Below are 17,589 nucleotides of genomic sequence, written 5' to 3'. Positions count from 1 at the left end.
GCAGAAGCGTACCGCCGAGGACACTTGGCGCCACATCGGCCACCTCGTTGAAACGATCGAGGCAACCGAATGCAACAACTACTTCGCAAACGCCGGCTACGCTTCCGTCAAAACGTGAAAGACTCTAACGCAGCCACCCTTGGCGGATCTGGCGGCGCCGAAGCGCAGGCCGTCCCGTCAACAGCGGGACAAGCCGGCGCGAGGAGAGCGATGCTTCCTATGCGATGAATGCATCCCGGCTGCCGGACCGGTCAGGCAACGATGCCGCGGCAGGCCCATGCGACATTCGCAAAGGATCTCGGGCCGTCGGGCCGGCCGGCCTCGTAGGCGTCGCGCATGGCGGCGTCGACGCGCGCCCGCTCTTCTGGATCGAGCGTGGCCACATACTTGCCGAGCGGCCCTTCGCCGGCGGCTATCGGCGCCCAGTAATCGTCGAAGTTTTGATAGTCCATGCGGATCATCAGCTCGGTCTCTGTAACGTCGCGGAGACCCTGCTCGACAAAGGTCCGTTTCATTTCACCCGGCTGCATCATCGGCTGCGTGCAATAGCGGGCGCGCAGCTGACGTCCGCCTTCGCTGAGCACCGCCACCGTGTCGATCATCATGCGCATCCCCGGCATGCCGCCGAGATGGTCCCATACCGTCGCCGCGACCACGCCGCCCGGCCGCACGACGCGGCGCATCTCGGCGACTGCCTTGCCGGCTTCGGGCACGAAATGGAGCACGAGCAAGGCCAGGGCACGGTCGAACGCGCCGTCCTCAAAGGGCAGGGCGCAGGCATCCGCCTGACGGATTTTTATCCGCGGATCGGAGTTGCGCCGGATTGCCTCCTCGACAAAAACGGCTGAAAAGTCGATCGCGGCGACCTCACGGAGGTCAGCGGCCTTGACGAGCGCGAAGGTCAGGCTGCCGGTGCCGCAACCGACGTCGAGGATCTTTTCGCCGTCTTTAAGGCCCGCAAAGTCGATGAACAGCGGCGCGAGCCTTTGGCTCCAGCGGCCCATGAGCTGCTCATAGCCGGCAGCATGGTGAACATTGAAACTTGAAGTCATCGAACCCTCCTCCCAAAGCCGTATGCTAGACTTCGGCGGCCACTGACGAAAGCCATTTTTGGGGCGTGTTGGTTCGGTCACCCGGGCCGCGCGAAGACATCGCCAGCCGGATTTGATGGCGCCGGACAGCCAGCCTCCGTGGCCTTGACCACCTAATTGGCGGGCAACCCGCGGCGCTTCCATTCACTGCGCGGCACCGGATTTCCAACACGGAAGGCGAACGACACGACTTTCGTTGCGTCCGGATCGACCTCACAACGAAAGCTCAGATCGTACCACTGCCCGTTTGCGGGGAACGGCGCACTGGCGACGTTCATGACCGTGCCGGCCTTCAGCCGATACTCAAGCAAGCTGTCTGGGAAATAGGGGGGCGACGCGTGCACCAATTGCTGTGCGAGTTCCGTGTTGCAGAGCTGACCGATCCGCACGGGGCGCGGCACATTTTTCATGGCGGTTGTCGCTACCGGATCACCGGTTGCCGTTTGCGAGAACAATCTTTTCGCTTTTTCAAGCTTCAACGGCTTTTGCACTTTGGCGACATCCGCTGGCTTGGGCTTCGGCGGCTGTGATGCGCCAGGCGGCGGAGCCTGGTCGTTCCCGTCGACCGCAGTCACGGCAGGTGGCTGTGCAAGATCCTGGTTATTGGGATCTTGCGGCGCTGGCGGTTGTTCCGAACCATCCTCCGCACTGTTGCCGTCCAGAGACTTGCGCGGACCGGCGTCCTTCTCACCGAATTGGAAGACAGGTCTCTGCGCGGCGACCTCACGGCTCGCCGGGGTCTCGACCTTTGCTTCCGGCGGCTTTTCCGGCTTGGGCGGTTCAGCGGGGGACGGAGGTTTGGTTTTTTCCGGCGGTTTGGGCGGCGGCACGATATCCACCGCAATGGCCTGCTCCTTCCCTGGCTGCGAGAGCGTTGCCGGCAGTCCGAACAACAAAAACGCGACGATGAGCAGATGCAGGGCAATCGAAGTGGGCAAGGCCCACCCGAATACCCGGCGCTGATCCCGTATGTCGTTTCTCATCGTGGCCGGTGTGTGGAATGAAATATTGGCGGCATCAAGCATCGATGCCGCCAGACGTCGAAATAACCCGTTGCGAATCGAAAGTCGGCGGCTGCAATGCGGCGCGCCATCCAATCGTGTGGCGTCTGCGTCCGCGCAGGGGACCAGGCCAGCAGCGCATGCAGCAAGTCGTCATTTCAGGCGCTATCAGGCACGCCCTGCCGGCACGGTGTCGCCGGTTGAAATCACAGGGAAACCGATAGCCCGCCGTCAACGGCCAGCACGTGCCCGTTGACGTAAGCGGCAGCGTCGGAGGCGAGAAACACCACGGCTCCGCCGAGTTCCTCAGGCTGGGCCCAGCGGCCCGCGGGGGTTCGTGCCTCGACCCATTTGGTGAAGGCCTCGTCGTGCATAAGTGCGGTGTTGAGCTCGGTGGCGAAATAGCCTGGGGCGATCGCGTTGACGGTGATGCCGTGGCGGCCCAGCTCAGCGGCAGTTGAGCGTGTCAGCCCGTGCAGCCCCGCCTTTGCCGCCACATAGGCGTGAATGGTGGGACGGCCAAGGATCGCTGCGACCGATCCGGTGTTTATTATGCGCCCGAACTTGTTTGGCAGCATCAGGCGCACCGCGTCGCGCATCATGCGGAAGCAAGCCGACAGATTGACGGCAACCACGTGGTTGAAATCCTCGTCCTGCCATTCGACCAGCGGTTTACGATGCTGGATGCCGGCGTTGTTGACCAGAATGTCGAGGCGCCCGTGGCGTTCGACGATTCCTTCGAGCGACGCCCTTGAGATCGCCGCGTCGGTGACATCGAACGGCAGGGCTTCTGCACCTATCCTGTCCGCCGCGGCGGAAAGGGCGGCCACGTCGCGGGCATTGACGACCACCGTCGCGCCGTTTTCCGCAAGTGCCTTGGCCATGGCAAAACCAAGACCACGCGAGGCACCCGTGACCAATGCGACACGGCCCTTGAGCGAGAACAATTCCGGCATTGAGATCCCCTATGGAAAAGGGCGGGAGTTTCCTCCCGCCCAAAAGCACTATTTGGCGACGCAGGTGTCGGCTGTCTCCGGAGTGCAGACATCGAGGCCCGTGTAGGTCGGGTCGGCCGGCGGAGCCTTGCCGTCCTTCATGTCCTTCAGCGCCATCATCGTCTTGTAGCCCATCTCGAACGGCCGCTGGCCGACCTGGCCAAGCGAGAAACCTTCCTTCATCTGGTCGATCTGTACCGGAAGCGTGTCGGCGACGACAAGGGCCAGGGCCTTCGAGGCGATCTTGTCCTTGTACGGTGCGACGGCGGCGCGGTTGGCATCAGGGATGAACTGCGGGAAGCCACCGGTTGGGACAAACGCGTCGAGGTTCGGGTTTTTCGCCATGATATCCTCGAACTGTTGCACCGAAAGCGGGAAATCATCGTTGGTGTAGAGCGGACAGCCTTCAATTTCGGTCCAGCCGTTCTGGCCTGTCAGCCGATCTCCGGGCGAGGCCGCCGATTTGGTGCCCGAAAGCGTATCGCGAATGCCCTGCATACGCTCGTTGTGGTTGGCCGCCGCGGCGCCGCCGGACTGGATGCAGATCGTGCCGCCTTTGGGCTTGATCTGCATGACAAGCTTGGCGAGGTTCACGCCGATCTCGTAATTGTGGGTGCCGATGTAGGCAACGCGCAGATCCTTGTTTTCGGGCAGGAGATCGGAGTCCCAGGTGAGAACCGGGATACCGGCCTCCTTGGCGGCCTGCAGCGCAACCGCCATCGCCGCGGCGTTCGAAGGCGACACGGCGATGCCGTCCACCTTCTTGGCCACGAGGTCCTGCACGATCTGCACCTGCTCGTCGCCGCCGCCATGTTCGCCGGGACCAATATACATGCACTCCACAGCGCCATTGGATTCGGCCTCGGCCTTCTTGCAGCCGTCGCGTGCCTGGTCGAAGAAAGGATTGTTCATGTTCTTCGGCACCAGGGCGAAGGTGTATTTCGCCTGGGCGCCGGAAACGGCGAGCACCATTGCGCCAAGCGCGACGGCGGCCGTGAGCAGATGTTTTTTCATGTGACGTTCTCCTCCTTGGTGTGATGTCCCGCAAGCCTCCCGCCGGCGGGTTTCTAGCGGCGTTTTTTGGGCATCAAGACTGCCAGCGACGCGGCGAGAATCGATTTGCCGCCGGTTTGCATGCCCAAGAGAACCGCAAGAACGATGAAGGCGCCGACGAAGGCACCCTGCCAGTTTGAATCGATGCCGGCCATCAGCAGCGCGTTCCTGATCACCTCGAGGAAGGCGGAACCGATGATCGCACCGAAGGCCGTGCCGGCGCCGCCCATGAGGCTGGCGCCGCCAATGACTGTCGCGGCGATAACGCGCAGCTCATAGCCTTGGCCCATGGCATTGATAGCCGAGCCGTTATAGCCGAGGAGCAGGAGCGAGGCGAGCGCGGCGGTGAAAGCCGAGAAGACATAGGCCTGGAATTTGATCCAGTTGACCGGAACGCCGGTGAGCCGTGCCGCCTCCTCATTGCCGCCGATGGCGAAGAGATGCCGGGCCCAGGCAGTGAAGTTAAACACGAAGCCGACAATCAGGGCCAGGATCACCATGGTCCAGAATTGTGACGACAGTTCTGGTATCCAATGCGGTGCCCAGTCGTCCAGACCATGCCGCGGCCATTTCCACTGACCGATTGCCTTTACGATCGGGGCATCGGGCCCGAACTGGTAGAGCATCTGGTTGGCCGAGAATACGACCGCCAGCGAGCGCGCGACGGACAGCATGCCGAGGGTGACCACAAAGGACGGCATCCCGACATAGGCGACAAAGAATCCATTGACCGCGCCACACGCCAGACCGGAGAAAAGGCCCATGGCGAAGGCGACGTACCAGGGATAATGCCAGGTGAGGAACAGGCCGGCGACGATGACCACGAGACCCATGACGGAGCCGACCGACAGATCTATACCGCCGGTGATGATGACGATCGTCATGCCAAGTGCCATGATGCCGAAAGGTGCGAAATTGCGCGTCACATTGGCGACGTTTTCAGAGGTGCCGAAGCTCGGCTCCATCGCAGTCATCAACATGACGAGCGCGATGAGCGCGATCGTCACCCAGAAGGGCTGACTTGAAATCACACGTTGGAGAACTGTTTTTTCCTTGGTCGGAACGAAGTCCGACATGACCGGCCGGCCATGTTCTTCGACTGAGCCCTGAACGCCAACTGACTCCTGAACGCTATTCGCCACGGATGGCCCCCGTTATCAGTCCAGTGATTTCCTCGGGCGATGTTTTGTCGGCTGGCTTGTCGGCAACTTTCGAGCCCCGCCTGAGTACGATAATACGATCTGCCACGGCGAACACATCAGGCATTCGGTGACTGATCAGCATGACGCCGACTCCTTGTGCTTTGAGGCGTCGGATCAGTTCGAGTACTTCCGCCACCTGGCGCACTGAGATGGCGGCCGTTGGTTCGTCCATCAGCACCAGCTTGGCATTTGAAAGCCGGGTCCGCGCGATGGCGACCGCCTGGCGCTGCCCACCCGACATCTTCCTGACGAGGTCGCGCGGCCGGGTTTCCGATTTGAGTTCCTTGAACAGCGCTGCCGAGCGATCGATCATCGCCTGCTTGTCAAGAATCCTGATCGGCCAGAAGCCTTTCTTGATCTCGCGCCCCAGAAAGACGTTCTGCGCGGCCGTCAAGTTATCGGCGAGCGCCAGGTCCTGATAAACAACTTCGATCCCTTTGGCGCGGGCCTGTACAGGCTGGTGGAAGTGGCACACCTCGCCCTCGACTACGATTTCGCCGTCGCTCGGAGGAAAATTCCCGGCCACCGTCTTGACTATCGTCGACTTGCCGGCGCCGTTATCCCCCATGAGACCAACGACTTCGCCTCGCTCCACCTGGAAGCTGACGTCGGTCAGGGCCTGTATAGCCCCGAAATTCTTGGAGACGTGGCGAACCTCAAGCACCGGCATCGCGGTCCTCCCGGGACAACATTTTGTCGGCCTTGTCCCTGGTCTATTCACAGCAGCTAATCAGCGAAACGTATTCAACACAATCATTTATTAGGTCAGGCCTCCCGGCAGTGACACGCGTCGTCCTAGGCCGTGACCTTGTAGCTGCTGCAGAACACCGAGGCGCTCGGCCGGTCCTTAAGACAATCACCAGGCGATTCTCAGGCTTGCGCCGCTTGATATTCGTTTCGGGTGAAATGAGTGGCATTTTGCGAGCGGTGCCAACGCCTCGGGTATGGAGCGCCGCAGAACACGGCTTTACGTCATTCAAACACACGAGGACAGTGGCCAAGCCTGTCCCTAGCCTGCGTCGGCCAGAGCGCACGTCAGGAGATGAACCCCTTATTCGGGGAGGCGAGGTCAAGTGTTGAAAGTCCGCTCCTTAACGGCGCTGCACGAGAGGGATATTCGGTCATGAATTTCAAAGGTTTGATCAAGCGTGCCGAGACTGTGGAGAGAGCGTTCAAGGAGCTCGAAACCGATTTGGCGGATGCGTTTAGCGAATGTCTCAACGTGGACGATCAGCCGCCGCTGAACGACGTCACTGTGCCGGATGATGAGACGGTATCGGATGAGAATCTCGGGGCAACGGATGACAGCTCGCAGATCGACGCCAATGCGGACGCCTTCGAGACGGCACGACGGCTGTCTCCCCATACGCAAACCCGGCTGGCTGCCTTAAGCGCGGTCGATGGGCTCTTTCACGACGCGCAGGAGTATCTGGGGGAGATCAATGCGAAACTGTCGGAGATCGCGACCTCGCATCATCTGACGGGCGAATTTCTAAAACTGCTCCACGGCGACATTCTTCGCGCCAACGAATTGGAGCTGGCAAATACCGGCCTGACCGCGCAGCAAAGGGTGCTGTCCGAACAGCTCCACGATGCAACCAGAAAGCAGCGCGAGCGCGACAGCGCTATCGAGGCCCTGCAGCAGCACGAGGCGAGCCTGGTCGAGGACAAGGAAGCACTTCGCGGCGCGCTGGCTGCGGCAAGGCTGGAACTCGTCGTGGCAGGCAATGCGAGCGCAAAACGCGAGGCCGAGTTCGGCGAGCTTGTCAAAACACTCTCAGCCAGAGCCGTCGAGGCCAACAGACGCTCGCGCGAGAACGAAATGCTGCGGGAGAAACATGTCAGCCTGTCGATCGACCTCGACAAGGCGCTGAAACGGGAGGCCGAGGCCCGGCACAGGCTGGACGAACTCTCGACTGTCCATGCCAATGATGCCGCGCAGCTTTCGGAACTGCTGGCCGCGCTTGGCAAGAGCGAGAAAGAGGAGATGCGGCTGCAGAAATCGCTCGATATGGCGCAGGCGAAGCTATCGGAAATAACGGAAGCAGCCCGCCTCAGGGACGGTGACAGGGAAGCCGAGCTTGCACGCAGTGTCGCGGAGATGACCGGCCTGCGTTCTGAAATCGAGGACCTTCGATCGCGGCTGGAGGCCGCCTCCAACCAGAACAGCGAAGCCGCCAGCGAGATCGCCATGCTCAAGGCCCAGGCGAGCGACGCGGTGGCCGAAAAGCAAATTGTCGAGCAAAAATTGTCGTCTCTCATGAAAGAGAGCGAAAACGACAAGATGAACCTTTCCGCAATCAGCGCGAATTTTTCGCAGCTTTCTCTGCAACAGGCATCCGAACAGATACAGTTCGACGTCCAGAGGCAGGAATGCGAGGATCTGCGAGCCGAAGTCGCGTCGCTTCAAGCCCGGGTCAAGGAACTGTTGCCCTATGAGCGGCTCCACAAGGTCACCAACGCCAGACCGCGTGAAGACGGCGTGGTCGAGATCACCGCCGCGGTGGCGGAGAAGGCCCGCGCCGGCAGGCGGCGCCTCCGCCTGCGCGCTGCATCCTAGCTCAGGCGCGGCTGTCTGAATTTCGACTGGTGTGATGCGGACGTCCGTCAATGGATGGCGGGTCGAGGGTGAGGCTGGCCTTCCCTGCGTCGGCCTGCAATAGTGCACGCCGGTGAAGCGGAGGGGCTGAGCATGCGGCTGTTCACAAACCGGAATCACCTCCGGTGGAGGATGTTGGCCTTCATCGCAATCATGGTGCTTTTGCCGAAGGCGGCGTCGGCCGATACCATCCCACCCGACAGGATCGCCGCCGCTCTGTCGAAGCTCGAATTGCTTGCCGAAGGCGTCGTCGCGGATGGTAGCGTGCCCGGTCTGGCCATCGGCGTCGTGCACGGCGACGAGGTGATCTTCCTCAAGGGGTTCGGGCATCGCGAAGCCGGAAAACCCGAGATCGTCGATGCCGACACGGTCTTCCAGATTGCCTCGCTCTCCAAGCCGGTCTCCGCCACCGTCGTGGCGGCGCTGGTCAGCGACGGGATCGCTTCGTGGGATTCCAAGATCGCCGACCTCGATCCGGCTTTCCGGCTCGCTCAGCCCTATCCGACCAGCGAACTCACGGTCCGCGACCTGTTTGCGCACCGCAGCGGGCTTCCCGGCACCGCCGGCGATGACCTCGAGGACATCGGCTATGACCGCGCGGAGATCCTGCGCCGCCTGCGGTTCGTGTCGCCGTCATCGAGCTTCCGTGCGGGCTATTCCTACAGCAATTTCGGACTGACCGAGGGTGCCGTCGCGGCCGCGAAGCCGACAGGCAAATCATGGGAAGAGGTCGCCGAAGAGAAGCTCTACCGTCCGCTTGGAATGGCCTCGACCAGTTCCCGCCATTCGGACTTCATCAAGCACGCCAACCGCGCCGAGCTCCACGCCAAAATCGATGGTGCGTGGACCGCCAAGGTCCAGCGCTATCCGGATGCGCAGGCGCCAGCAGGCGGCGTCAGTTCCACCGCACGCGACCTCTCGCAATGGATGCGCCTTGTGCTCGGCAACGGGGCCTACGCCGGCAAGAGACTCATTGCCGCCGATGCGCTGGACCAGACACATATTCCCTTGATGGTTCGTGGCAAGAACCCCGTCTCCGGAGGCGAGGCCTTTTACGGCCTCGGCTGGAATGTCGAATTCGGCCGGCACGGGCCGATCTGGGGCCATGCGGGCGCCTTCAGCGCCGGCGCCCGCAGTCTGGTGATGCTTTTTCCCGAGGAGAAGCTTGGGATCGTCGTCATCGCCAACGCCTTTCCGACAGGCGTGCCGGAGGGACTGTCCGACAGCTTCGCCGATCTCGTCTTCGACGGAACGCTGGGAAAGGATAAGGTAAAGGCTTGGAATGATATCTATGCAGGCATGTTCGGCCCGGTGATTGCGGCGGCCAAGGCTACCTATGCCGCGCCGCCCTCTCCAGCAAGTCCGGCGGCGCCGGCCAGCGCCTACGCGGGCCGTTACTTCAACGACTTCATCGGCGATGCTATTGTGTCAGGCAAAGGAGACGCTCTTGTCCTCAAGGTCGGGCCTGCCGGTGCGCGGTCCTATCCACTGAAGCATTTCAACCGCGACCTCTTCGTGACCTTCCCCGATGCCGAGATGCCGGACAGGCCTTCGGCCGTCAGCTTTGCCCTCGGCCCCGACGGCAAGGCCTCGGCCATGACCGTCGAATTTCTCGACGACAATCATCTCGGCACGCTGCAACGCGTGGGGGATTAGCCGCCGCGGGGCCGGCGATGCTTGCCGGTTCAGGATGCCGGGCCGAACTGGAGCAATTTGAAGCAATCGCCGCTGCCCGACTTCAACTGCGTCAGGAAGCCTTTCGACCGATCGATCCATTCCTGGTGCGACTTGGCATCGGCTTCGATCTCATTGGCCGGTGCAAGCTTGACGAAGTCGCGCCCCTTGCTGAAAAGCCAGCACGCGCGGCCGAGAAACCGCCTGCTGCGCTGGCGCAGGAGGTCGGCATCATAAAACACGTCGAGCACCTCCTGCTTGATCTTCCGCTCCTTTTCGGGATTGGCGATCGCAACCTCGATAGGTTCGCCGCCGATCGCATCCTGCAGGTCCTTGTAATCAAGGGCGATCTGGGTGGTGGCATATTTGATGTCGCTCTCGTCCCGGACGATGTTGAACCATAGCGTTGGGTTGAGCTCGTTGACGACGAACGATGCTTCGAAATCGCGCGACAGATTCAGGATATCGAACCCCTGAACATCGACGTCGCGCTCGACCAGAAGGATCTGGGAAACCTGCTTGGCGAGCGCCGTTCCGTGGGCGCTGACAGCGGCGTTGTCACCGCCGTGTTCCGGACTGACATAAGCACCACCATCATCCAGCAGCGCGTCGAATTCGCCGAGGGCCTCCACGACAGCGCTGCCGCGGGCAACACGCGCCGCCAGTTTGGCGAGAACCTGCTGGAGCTCCGCTTCGCGTTTGCGCTGGTCCTGATAATTCTGCTGGAAAAAGAAGATGAACAGGGACACGCCAATCCCGATCATGATCACGCCCAGCTGCGAAAAGATGTTGCGATAATATTCCAGCAGTTTTTCACGATGGCGTACGTCGTCACGTACGCTGTGCGCCACGCGAAGATTGACGATCAGCGAAAGGATCAGGAGCCCGGCACCGACCAGGATCAGGCCGCCGATCAGGAGGTAGCCATGCCGTGAGTTGAAGTCCATTCCCTTGCCGCGCCCCCGAAACCCCAGACAGCGCAGACTAATACCATTTCCACCTCAACACCTACGATCATCCCCACCATTCTGCCACTGTTCTTACAGCCAGGACTACGCTCGCCATCCGCCTCGTTTCGTAGCGGTCTTCTCGCAGCGGATTCAGGCCGCGTGCTTGGAACCAATGACGGGCGAGACTGTTCAGCTATGACTTTGATACGGCGCCGACGTGCCCGGCCGGCTGGGCATGCGGCGATCTTGAGGAGTTCTCATCATGAAGATTTCGTCCAGATTTCGTTCAGTCGCGGTTGCCCTCATAACCGCGGCGGCAGTTAGCTTTACCAGTGTCGCACATGCCGACAGCGGTACGATCCGCTTCGCCATCTACAAGGCGGCCTTCTTCATCGGCGGCGCTGGAGGCGAGGGCACACTGACCTTCCATGGCCGCCGGTATCCCATCTCGGTCGGCGGCATCTCGGGCGGCCTCGCCTTCGGTGCCTCCAAGACCTATTTCAAAGGTACCGTGCGCCACATACGGCGCGCCCGGGATGTGACGGGGGTTTACGGCGCAGCGGGCGGTGGCGGCGCGCTCGGCAAAGGAGCCCAGGTGATCGTCATGACCAACGACAAGGGTGCCCAACTCGAACTCACAGGCAGGCAGGTAGGTCTGCAAGTCAATGCCGATCTCAGCGGTATGAGCATCTCGCTGAAATAAGGACAGTCACTGCATTCGCTATTCCTTGGATGGGCCGGATTTGGCCGCTCCAAACCGCAGCCCATCCATCAGCAGCGACACCAATCGGCGCGAGCGGTCGCGCCAGTCCTTGGTGTCCGGGGCCGAATAGATGCCGCCCAGCGCATGCAGCACGTCGGAGGCATCGACGTCGCTGCGGATCGAGCCGTCGGCGACCGCGGCATCGATCAGCCGCCGCAAGGCGAGCGTCACCCTGCCCGAAACGTCGGAGAACAGGGTGGAGTTGGTCGTGAGCAGGATGCGCAGGCTTGTTGACAGCCCGCGCTTGGTGGCGATGTAGTCGACGAAGCGCTGCATCCATTGTTCAAGCGCCACGTCGGGCGCATGATCGTGGGCGAGTTCGTCGGCCGCCTGGCACAGCCCTTCCACTTCGCGCCGATAAACCACCTCGACCAGATGCTCGCGGGTTGGGAAATGCCGGTAGAGCGTGCCGATGCCGACGCCGGCCTGGCGCGCAATCTCCTCCAGCGAGGCGTCGACGCCATGCGCGGCAAAGGCCTTTGCCGCGACCTCGACCAGCGCGTCGCGATTGCGCTGCGCGTCGGCGCGCAGCGGTTTTGCAACGGCGGTTTCGGTTTTGTCTCGATGTATGACGGGCGGTTCCGCGGCCAATTTCTTCTCCAGTGCTGATCCGAAGCATAATCGGATAGGCAGGCCCCGTTTCAAGAACGCAGACTGTTCCACCTTCGTTACGTCTCCGACAAATATAATCGCAAGTAACTATAATCACAGGATCGAGTTTGGGCCGGCGTTCCGGCAGGCGAGGCATCTTGCCCGCCTCCGGTGCACGGCCGGTGGATGACGACGGAGGATATTTCCTCACGGCCCGCACTCCTCATCTGTTCGGCCGATGCCGTGGGGCAAAAATGAGCCCAGGTTGAGCGCGATCCCCTCAGGATCATTGGACTGTCCTGCCCCTACAGACAGTCCAGAGAGCACCACCGGCTTGGGCCGGTGGTGCTTTTTTGTCTTCTGGCATGGCGGCTGCTGCCCGCCCCCAATTTTCTCCAATCTCGATCAATTTCGATCCGGGGCTTGAACAGCGCGGAGCACGCTCCTAGTTAATAAACGGAGGCGCCTCCGATTTGTGGAGCGCCTTTATCATGTAATCACGGGATCGGGTATGTCACGTCTTTCGACCTCGCAAGCCGCGGCCCTCCCGGAGGTCGCATCAAGTCAAGCGGACCCCCGCTGCCCTGCCGGGCATCTCCCCGCAAGGGGAGGTTAGCCTCACCTAGCCATAAGCTGACTTTGCCGCTCGCCGGCCGGGCGCCAGATCATCCCCTCCCGCGTCAAGCAATTGGAGCCAGACGCCCCATGACAAGCAAAACCCCAACTCCAATCCAACTTCAAATCAACGGACATCGACATGAGCTCGAGGCCGAGCCGCGTGTTACCCTGCTCGACGCCTTGCGCGATCATCTCGGCCTGACCGGCACCAAGAAGGGCTGCGACCAGGGCCAGTGCGGCGCCTGCACGGTCCATATCGACGGCCAGCGTGTGCTGGCCTGCCTGACTCTTGCCGCGCAGGCCGAAGGACGTGCCATCACCACCATCGAAGGGCTTGCCGGGGAGGATGGCGCGCTACATGCCGTGCAGGCCGCCTTCCTCGAACAGGATGCCTTCCAGTGCGGCTATTGCACGCCGGGCCAGATCATGTCGGCGGTCGCCTGCATTCGCGAAGGCCATGCCGGCTCCGATGAGGAGATCCGCGAATACATGGCCGGCAATCTCTGCCGTTGCGGCGCATATCCGCATATCGTCGCCGCTGTGCGCCAGGCAGCCGTGGAGGCCACATCATGAGGGACTTTTCGTATCTCCGTGCCGGCTCGGTCGACGCAGCGCGTGAGGCAGCAGCACTGCCCGGCGCCATGCTGCTCGCCGGCGGCACGACGCTTGTCGATCTCGCCAAATGCGGCGTTGCCGAACCCGAGACCGTGGTCGACATCACCCATCTCACCGGACTGGACACGATCGTGATCGATGACCGGGGCGCCACGATCGGGGCGCTGGCCAGGATGAGCACCGTGGCCGACCATGCCGGTATCAAGAGCGGGTTCCCTGCCGTCTCAGAGGCGCTGTGGCAGGCGGCATCGGCGCAGCTGCGCAATATGGCGACGATCGGCGGCAATTTGATGCAGCGTACACGCTGCCCCTATTTCCGCGATCCGTCGAATTTCCCCGTCTGCAACAAGCGCTCGCCCGGCAGCGGCTGCTCGGCTATCGGCGGCGTCACCCGCAGCCATGCCGTGCTCGGCACCAGCGAGGCCTGCATCGCCACCTATCCCGGTGATCTCGCCGTTGCACTGGTCGCCTTCGATGCGAAGGTGCATCTCGGCGACCGCCAGGCCGCGGTCGACGATTTTTTCCTGTTGCCTGGAGCCACGCCGGAGCGGGAACATGCGATCCAACCGGGCGAGGTGATCACCGCGATCAGCATTCCGGGCACGCCTGCTGCCAGACGCTCGACCTATCTGAAAGTCCGCGACCGGCAATCCTACGAATTTGCCGCCGCAAGTGCCGCCGTCGGTGTCGAATTCGAGGCAGACGGCCGCACGATCCGCGATCTTCGCGTCGCGCTTGGCGGCGTCGCCACCAAGCCATGGCGCGCCCGCGCCGTCGAAGAGGCGCTGAAAGGCAAAGTGCTCGAGCCGGAGGTCGTCAGGCAAGCCAGCCTGCTCGCCGTCGAGGGCGCCGTCGACCATGGCGCCAACCACTACAAGATCCAACTGGCGCCGCGCGTCGTCGCCCGCGCCATCCTAAAAATGGGAGAAACGGCATGACCGTTCACGAGTTCAGAACAAGACCCGGCGATGCCAAACGCGGCGACGCTTCGGACGGTGCCGTCCTCGCCGATCAGGTCGGCGGCCGGCTGTCGCGCGTCGACGGCCCGGCCAAGATCACCGGTGCCGCCAAATACGCCGTCGAGCAGCGGCTCGAGGGGCTTACCCATGCGGTGCTGGTCGAGAGCACCATTGCCGCCGGCCGGGTGCGTTCGATCGACACGGCCGCGGCCGAAGCGTCGGCCGGCGTGCTGCTGGTGCTGACGCCTGACAATATCCTGCCGCTGAGAACCGCAACGGACTGGCTGGGCACACCGCCGCCGGATGTCGCCTATTGCCCGCTGGCGCGCGACATCACCTTCAGCGGCCAGCATGTCGCGGCGGTGGTGGCCGAGAGTTTCGAGCAGGCGGTCGCGGCCGCGGCGCTGGTCAAGATCGCCTATGACGAGGCGCTGGCGATCGTCGACCTCAGCGATCCGAAGGCCGGCGACGGCATTCCGGTCGACGCCATGACCAAGGAATGGGGCGAGGCGGAGACAGCGTTCGCCTCGGCTCCGGTCAGGATCTGCAACGCTTACAACACGCCGCGCGAATACCAGGCGCCGATGGAGCCGCATGGCCTGATCGCAAAGTGGCAGGGCGACCAGCTGACGGTCTGGGAGCCGAGTCAATGGGTCGACGGCATGGCGCGGACCTATGCCGAATGGTTTGGCGTGCCGTTCGAGAATGTGCGCCTTGTCTCGCCCTATATTGGCGGCGGCTTCGGCTCCAAGGCGTTTGCCTATGGCTACGGCGCTGTAGCGGCAGTCGCCGCGAAAATGCTGGGACGACCGGTGAAGCTAGCGGTCACCAGGCCGCAGACCTTCACCGCCTATGGCGGACGGGCGGCGACGCGCCAGACGGTAGCGCTCGGCGCCGATCGCGACGGCAAAATCCAGTCGATCGTGCATCGCGGCGTCAACGAGACCTCTGTCGACGGCATGTGGGTCGAGCCGCTCGGCTCGGTCACCTCGGTCATGTACGCGACGCCGAATTTCTCGTCGCGGCAGAACGTCGTGCGGGTCAACACGGTGGTGCCGGGGGCATTGCGCGCGCCGGGCGAGAACCCGAGCGCTTTCGGCATCGAAAGCGCCATCGACGAGCTCGCCTATGAGGTCGGTATCGATCCGCTGGAAATCCGGCTAAGGAACTATGCCGAGCAGGACCCGCATGCGAAGAAGCCGTGGTCGACACGGCAGCTGCGTGAGGCGTTCGCCGCCGGCGCCGAAGCCTTTGGCTGGTCGAAGCGCAGCCCCGAGCCGCGTTCGATGCGCGACGGCAACCAGCTGATCGGCTGGGGTGTCGCGGCAGGCACCTACCCGGTGCGGCGCGCCTATGGCGAAGCGGTCGTGCGCATTCTCGCCGGCGGTTCGGTCGAGGTCGAAAGCTCATCGATCGACATGGGGCAGGGCACCTACACGATCCTGGCGCAGACCGCCGCCGAGGTGGTGGGCGTGCCGGCGGAAAACGTCGTCATCAAGCTTGGCGATTCCCGCTATGCCCGTGCCGGCGTCACCGGCGGTTCGCGGCTGGCTGGGGTGATGACCGGCGCCGTCCACAAGGCGGCGAGTGCCGCGCTCGACCAACTGATCGGGCTCGCCATCAGCGATCCGGCTTCGCCGTTCCATGCGCTGCAGGCCAACACGCTCGTCGTCGCCGATGGCCGCATCGCTTCACCGCGCGGCAACGGCCCTGAAGTTTCCATCGCCGAACTGCTCAGGAGCGTCGGGCGCGAGCATATCGAGGCGAAGGGCGACACCATGCCGGCCAATTCGACGGTCGAGGACCGCTACAAGAACTACACCACCATAGCCATGGCGCTGCCACACACCGAGGGCGACTATTCCCGCTACAGCTGGTGCGCGCATTTCATCGAAGTGCGCGTCGACGAGGACTTTGGCACGGTTCGTGTGTCGCGTGTGGTGTCGGCGCTGGATTCGGGCCGGCTCTACAACCCCAAGCTCGCCGAAAGCCAGTGGAAGGGCGGTATCATCATGGGCATCGGCCAGGCGCTGCTCGAGGAAGGCATCGTCGACCGTCGGTATGGGCGCATCGTCAACAACAATCTCGCCGACTATCTCATCGCCACGAATGCCGACATTCCCGATATCGAGGTGATCTCGGTCGGTATTCCCGATCCGCACTCCTCGGTGCTTGGCGGCAAGGGGGTCGGCGAACTGGGCATTGTTGGCGTGGCGCCGGCGATCGCCAACGCGGTGTTCCACGCCACCGGGAAAAGGGTGCGGGACCTGCCGATCACGCTGGAGAAGCTGATTTAAGAGCAGACAGCGAAGCTGCCAATCTCCCCCACGAGAGACCCACGAGGGGGAGATCGGCAGCTTCAGCGACGGCGCCTTCTCCAGGCTCACCACGACAGGCTGAACGCAAGCTTGCCGAAATGCCGGCCGCCAGCTGCCATATGGGCGTAGGCCTCGGTCGCCTGGTGCTGGCTGTAGACCGTGTCGATGACCGGATCGATATGGGCGGCGCCGATGGCGCGCGCCGCGTCGCGCAGGTCGGACACCGAACCGGTGTTGTTGCCCACCACCTTGAGTGCCTTGATGATGATCGGCAGCAGGTTCGTGGTGGCCTCGGCGCCGGTGACGAAGCCGATGGCGAACACCGTGCCGCCAAGCGCCGCGGCATTGATGGAGCGGGCGAAGGTGGCCGAGCCGCCGGTTTCGACGATCAGATCGGCGCCGAGGCCGTCGGTCAACTCGAGCACCTTGGCGTCCCAGTCCGGCGTCTGACGATAATTGATGAGGTGATCAGCACCCAAAGCCTTGGCGCGGGCCAGCTTTTCGTCCGACGACGAGGTGATGATGACCGTCGCGCCGGCTGCCTTGGCCAGCTGCAGGGTCAGGATCGAGACACCGCCGGTACCGAGCAGGACGACGACCGACCCCGGCCCGGCATCGGCGGCGCGAAGCGCATTCCACGCGGTGGTGCCGGCGATCGGCAGCGTCGCTGCCGCTTCGAAGGAAAGATGCGCCGGCATCGGCACGACGGCATTGGCCGGCAGCGCGACATACTCGGCGAGCGAGCCGGGCAGCGTCAGGCCGCGCATCTCTCTGGTCTCGTAAGGCCGGGGACGGCCGCCGATCCAGCGCGGTTTTGCGTGGGCGATGACGCGGTCGTTGATGGCGACCCTCGACACGCCCTCGCCGATGCCGACGATCTCGCCGGCGCCGTCGACGACGGGAATGAGCGGAAAGCTCGGACCTGGATAGTTGCCGCTCGCTATCGCGACATCGACAAAATTGAGGCTTGCGGCGCGCAGGTGAATCAGCACTTCGCCGCGCTGCGGTTCAGGCGTGGGAACGGTGGCCGCGCGAAACGCGTCCAGTCTCGGGGCAGTCAGTTCGATCACTTTCATGTCTCACTCCGGTTGATGGCCGATTGACTGGCCGGGATTGAGTGAAACTAGCTGCTGCGCTATTGGTATATAATCCTTGGCTTT

Annotated in this window: 15 protein-coding genes and 1 pseudogene; 7 read left to right on the top strand and 9 right to left on the bottom strand. The window is 62.9% G+C overall.

Annotated elements, in window-relative coordinates:
* A pseudogene (locus tag NMG46_RS22510) lies at positions 1 to 118 on the top strand (IS630 family transposase); the annotation flags it as partial.
* Positions 119 to 251: 133 nt separating this feature from the next.
* On the opposite strand, the gene NMG46_RS22505 reads toward NMG46_RS22510, so the two are convergent.
* From NMG46_RS22505 to NMG46_RS22480, 6 genes are all read right to left on the bottom strand, one after another.
* Entirely contained in the window at positions 252 to 1,052 is an 801-nt protein-coding gene (locus NMG46_RS22505) for a class I SAM-dependent methyltransferase (RefSeq protein WP_254819731.1), read from the bottom strand.
* Between the two features lie 152 nt (positions 1,053 to 1,204).
* Positions 1,205 to 2,116: a DUF930 domain-containing protein gene (locus NMG46_RS22500; RefSeq protein WP_254819722.1), complete on the bottom strand. Its 912-nt coding sequence runs from the start codon at positions 2,114 to 2,116 to the stop codon at positions 1,205 to 1,207.
* Between the two features lie 182 nt (positions 2,117 to 2,298).
* Entirely contained in the window at positions 2,299 to 3,048 is a 750-nt protein-coding gene (locus tag NMG46_RS22495) for a glucose 1-dehydrogenase (protein WP_254819721.1), read from the bottom strand.
* A gap of 48 nt (positions 3,049 to 3,096) precedes the next feature.
* Positions 3,097 to 4,101: a sugar-binding protein gene (locus tag NMG46_RS22490; protein ID WP_254819720.1), complete on the bottom strand. Its 1,005-nt coding sequence runs from the start codon at positions 4,099 to 4,101 to the stop codon at positions 3,097 to 3,099.
* 53 nt (positions 4,102 to 4,154) lie between these two features.
* Positions 4,155 to 5,216, bottom strand: coding sequence for an ABC transporter permease (locus tag NMG46_RS22485; protein WP_254819719.1), 1,062 nt, complete (start codon positions 5,214 to 5,216; stop codon positions 4,155 to 4,157).
* 55 nt (positions 5,217 to 5,271) lie between these two features.
* Complete coding sequence (locus tag NMG46_RS22480) at positions 5,272 to 6,012, bottom strand: ATP-binding cassette domain-containing protein (RefSeq protein WP_254819718.1); 741 nt, start codon at positions 6,010 to 6,012, stop codon at positions 5,272 to 5,274.
* A gap of 240 nt (positions 6,013 to 6,252) precedes the next feature.
* Here NMG46_RS22480 and NMG46_RS22475 point away from each other — a divergent pair, with 240 nt between their 5' ends.
* Positions 6,253 to 7,902 (top strand): hypothetical protein, encoded by a 1,650-nt coding sequence (locus NMG46_RS22475; protein WP_254819717.1) that lies wholly within the window; start codon positions 6,253 to 6,255, stop codon positions 7,900 to 7,902.
* A 132-nt stretch (positions 7,903 to 8,034) separates the two neighbouring features.
* Positions 8,035 to 9,597: a serine hydrolase gene (locus NMG46_RS22470; RefSeq protein ID WP_254819716.1), complete on the top strand. Its 1,563-nt coding sequence runs from the start codon at positions 8,035 to 8,037 to the stop codon at positions 9,595 to 9,597.
* A 29-nt stretch (positions 9,598 to 9,626) separates the two neighbouring features.
* On the opposite strand, the gene NMG46_RS22465 is transcribed toward NMG46_RS22470, so the two are convergent.
* On the bottom strand, positions 9,627 to 10,562 hold the full coding sequence (locus tag NMG46_RS22465) for a hypothetical protein (protein WP_254819715.1): 936 nt from the start codon (positions 10,560 to 10,562) through the stop codon (positions 9,627 to 9,629).
* A gap of 265 nt (positions 10,563 to 10,827) precedes the next feature.
* Here NMG46_RS22465 and NMG46_RS22460 point away from each other — a divergent pair, with 265 nt between their 5' ends.
* A complete protein-coding gene (locus NMG46_RS22460) occupies positions 10,828 to 11,268 on the top strand; it encodes a hypothetical protein (protein WP_254819714.1) in 441 nt (146 codons plus the stop codon).
* Between the two features lie 18 nt (positions 11,269 to 11,286).
* On the opposite strand, the gene NMG46_RS22455 is transcribed toward NMG46_RS22460, so the two are convergent.
* On the bottom strand, positions 11,287 to 11,919 hold the full coding sequence (locus NMG46_RS22455) for a TetR/AcrR family transcriptional regulator (protein WP_254819713.1): 633 nt from the start codon (positions 11,917 to 11,919) through the stop codon (positions 11,287 to 11,289).
* 705 nt (positions 11,920 to 12,624) lie between these two features.
* Between NMG46_RS22455 and NMG46_RS22450 the strand changes: the two genes are divergently transcribed.
* The 3 genes from NMG46_RS22450 to NMG46_RS22440 are packed head-to-tail and all read left to right on the top strand — an operon-like array spanning position 12,625 to position 16,408.
* The gene (locus NMG46_RS22450; RefSeq protein ID WP_254819712.1) at positions 12,625 to 13,110 is read left to right on the top strand and encodes a (2Fe-2S)-binding protein; all 486 of its coding nucleotides are present in this window, start codon (positions 12,625 to 12,627) and stop codon (positions 13,108 to 13,110) included.
* Positions 13,107 to 14,090 carry a xanthine dehydrogenase family protein subunit M gene (locus NMG46_RS22445; protein WP_254819711.1) on the top strand — a complete coding sequence of 328 codons (984 nt, stop codon included), beginning with the start codon at positions 13,107 to 13,109 and terminating at the stop codon, positions 14,088 to 14,090. Before NMG46_RS22450 ends, NMG46_RS22445 begins: the two co-directional genes overlap by 4 nt.
* Entirely contained in the window at positions 14,087 to 16,408 is a 2,322-nt protein-coding gene (locus tag NMG46_RS22440; protein ID WP_254819710.1) for a xanthine dehydrogenase family protein molybdopterin-binding subunit, read from the top strand. The genes NMG46_RS22445 and NMG46_RS22440 overlap by 4 nt, the downstream gene beginning before the upstream one ends.
* Before the next feature lie 86 nt (positions 16,409 to 16,494).
* Here the strand turns inward: NMG46_RS22440 and NMG46_RS22435 are convergent, their stop codons facing one another.
* Entirely contained in the window at positions 16,495 to 17,505 is a 1,011-nt protein-coding gene (locus NMG46_RS22435) for an NAD(P)-dependent alcohol dehydrogenase (RefSeq protein WP_254819709.1), read from the bottom strand.
* Positions 17,506 to 17,589: the final 84 nt, after the last annotated feature.

It is taken from the genome of Mesorhizobium sp. LMG 17147 (genome assembly GCF_024297145.1).
Classification (GTDB): Bacteria; Pseudomonadota; Alphaproteobacteria; order Rhizobiales; family Rhizobiaceae; genus Mesorhizobium.
This window is presented reverse-complemented; position numbering and strand designations above follow the sequence as displayed.

Coding starts and splice junctions, on each gene's coding strand:
- NMG46_RS22505 (WP_254819731.1), bottom strand. CDS start 1,052: ATGACTTCAAGTTTCAATGTTCACCATGCTGCCGGCTATGAGCAGCTC.
- NMG46_RS22500 (WP_254819722.1), bottom strand. CDS start 2,116: ATGCTTGATGCCGCCAATATTTCATTCCACACACCGGCCACGATGAGA.
- NMG46_RS22495 (WP_254819721.1), bottom strand. CDS start 3,048: ATGCCGGAATTGTTCTCGCTCAAGGGCCGTGTCGCATTGGTCACGGGT.
- NMG46_RS22490 (WP_254819720.1), bottom strand. CDS start 4,101: ATGAAAAAACATCTGCTCACGGCCGCCGTCGCGCTTGGCGCAATGGTG.
- NMG46_RS22485 (WP_254819719.1), bottom strand. CDS start 5,216: ATGTCGGACTTCGTTCCGACCAAGGAAAAAACAGTTCTCCAACGTGTG.
- NMG46_RS22480 (WP_254819718.1), bottom strand. CDS start 6,012: ATGCCGGTGCTTGAGGTTCGCCACGTCTCCAAGAATTTCGGGGCTATA.
- NMG46_RS22470 (WP_254819716.1), top strand. CDS start 8,035: ATGCGGCTGTTCACAAACCGGAATCACCTCCGGTGGAGGATGTTGGCC.
- NMG46_RS22465 (WP_254819715.1), bottom strand. CDS start 10,562: ATGGACTTCAACTCACGGCATGGCTACCTCCTGATCGGCGGCCTGATC.
- NMG46_RS22460 (WP_254819714.1), top strand. CDS start 10,828: ATGAAGATTTCGTCCAGATTTCGTTCAGTCGCGGTTGCCCTCATAACC.
- NMG46_RS22450 (WP_254819712.1), top strand. CDS start 12,625: ATGACAAGCAAAACCCCAACTCCAATCCAACTTCAAATCAACGGACAT.
- NMG46_RS22445 (WP_254819711.1), top strand. CDS start 13,107: ATGAGGGACTTTTCGTATCTCCGTGCCGGCTCGGTCGACGCAGCGCGT.
- NMG46_RS22440 (WP_254819710.1), top strand. CDS start 14,087: ATGACCGTTCACGAGTTCAGAACAAGACCCGGCGATGCCAAACGCGGC.
- NMG46_RS22435 (WP_254819709.1), bottom strand. CDS start 17,505: ATGAAAGTGATCGAACTGACTGCCCCGAGACTGGACGCGTTTCGCGCG.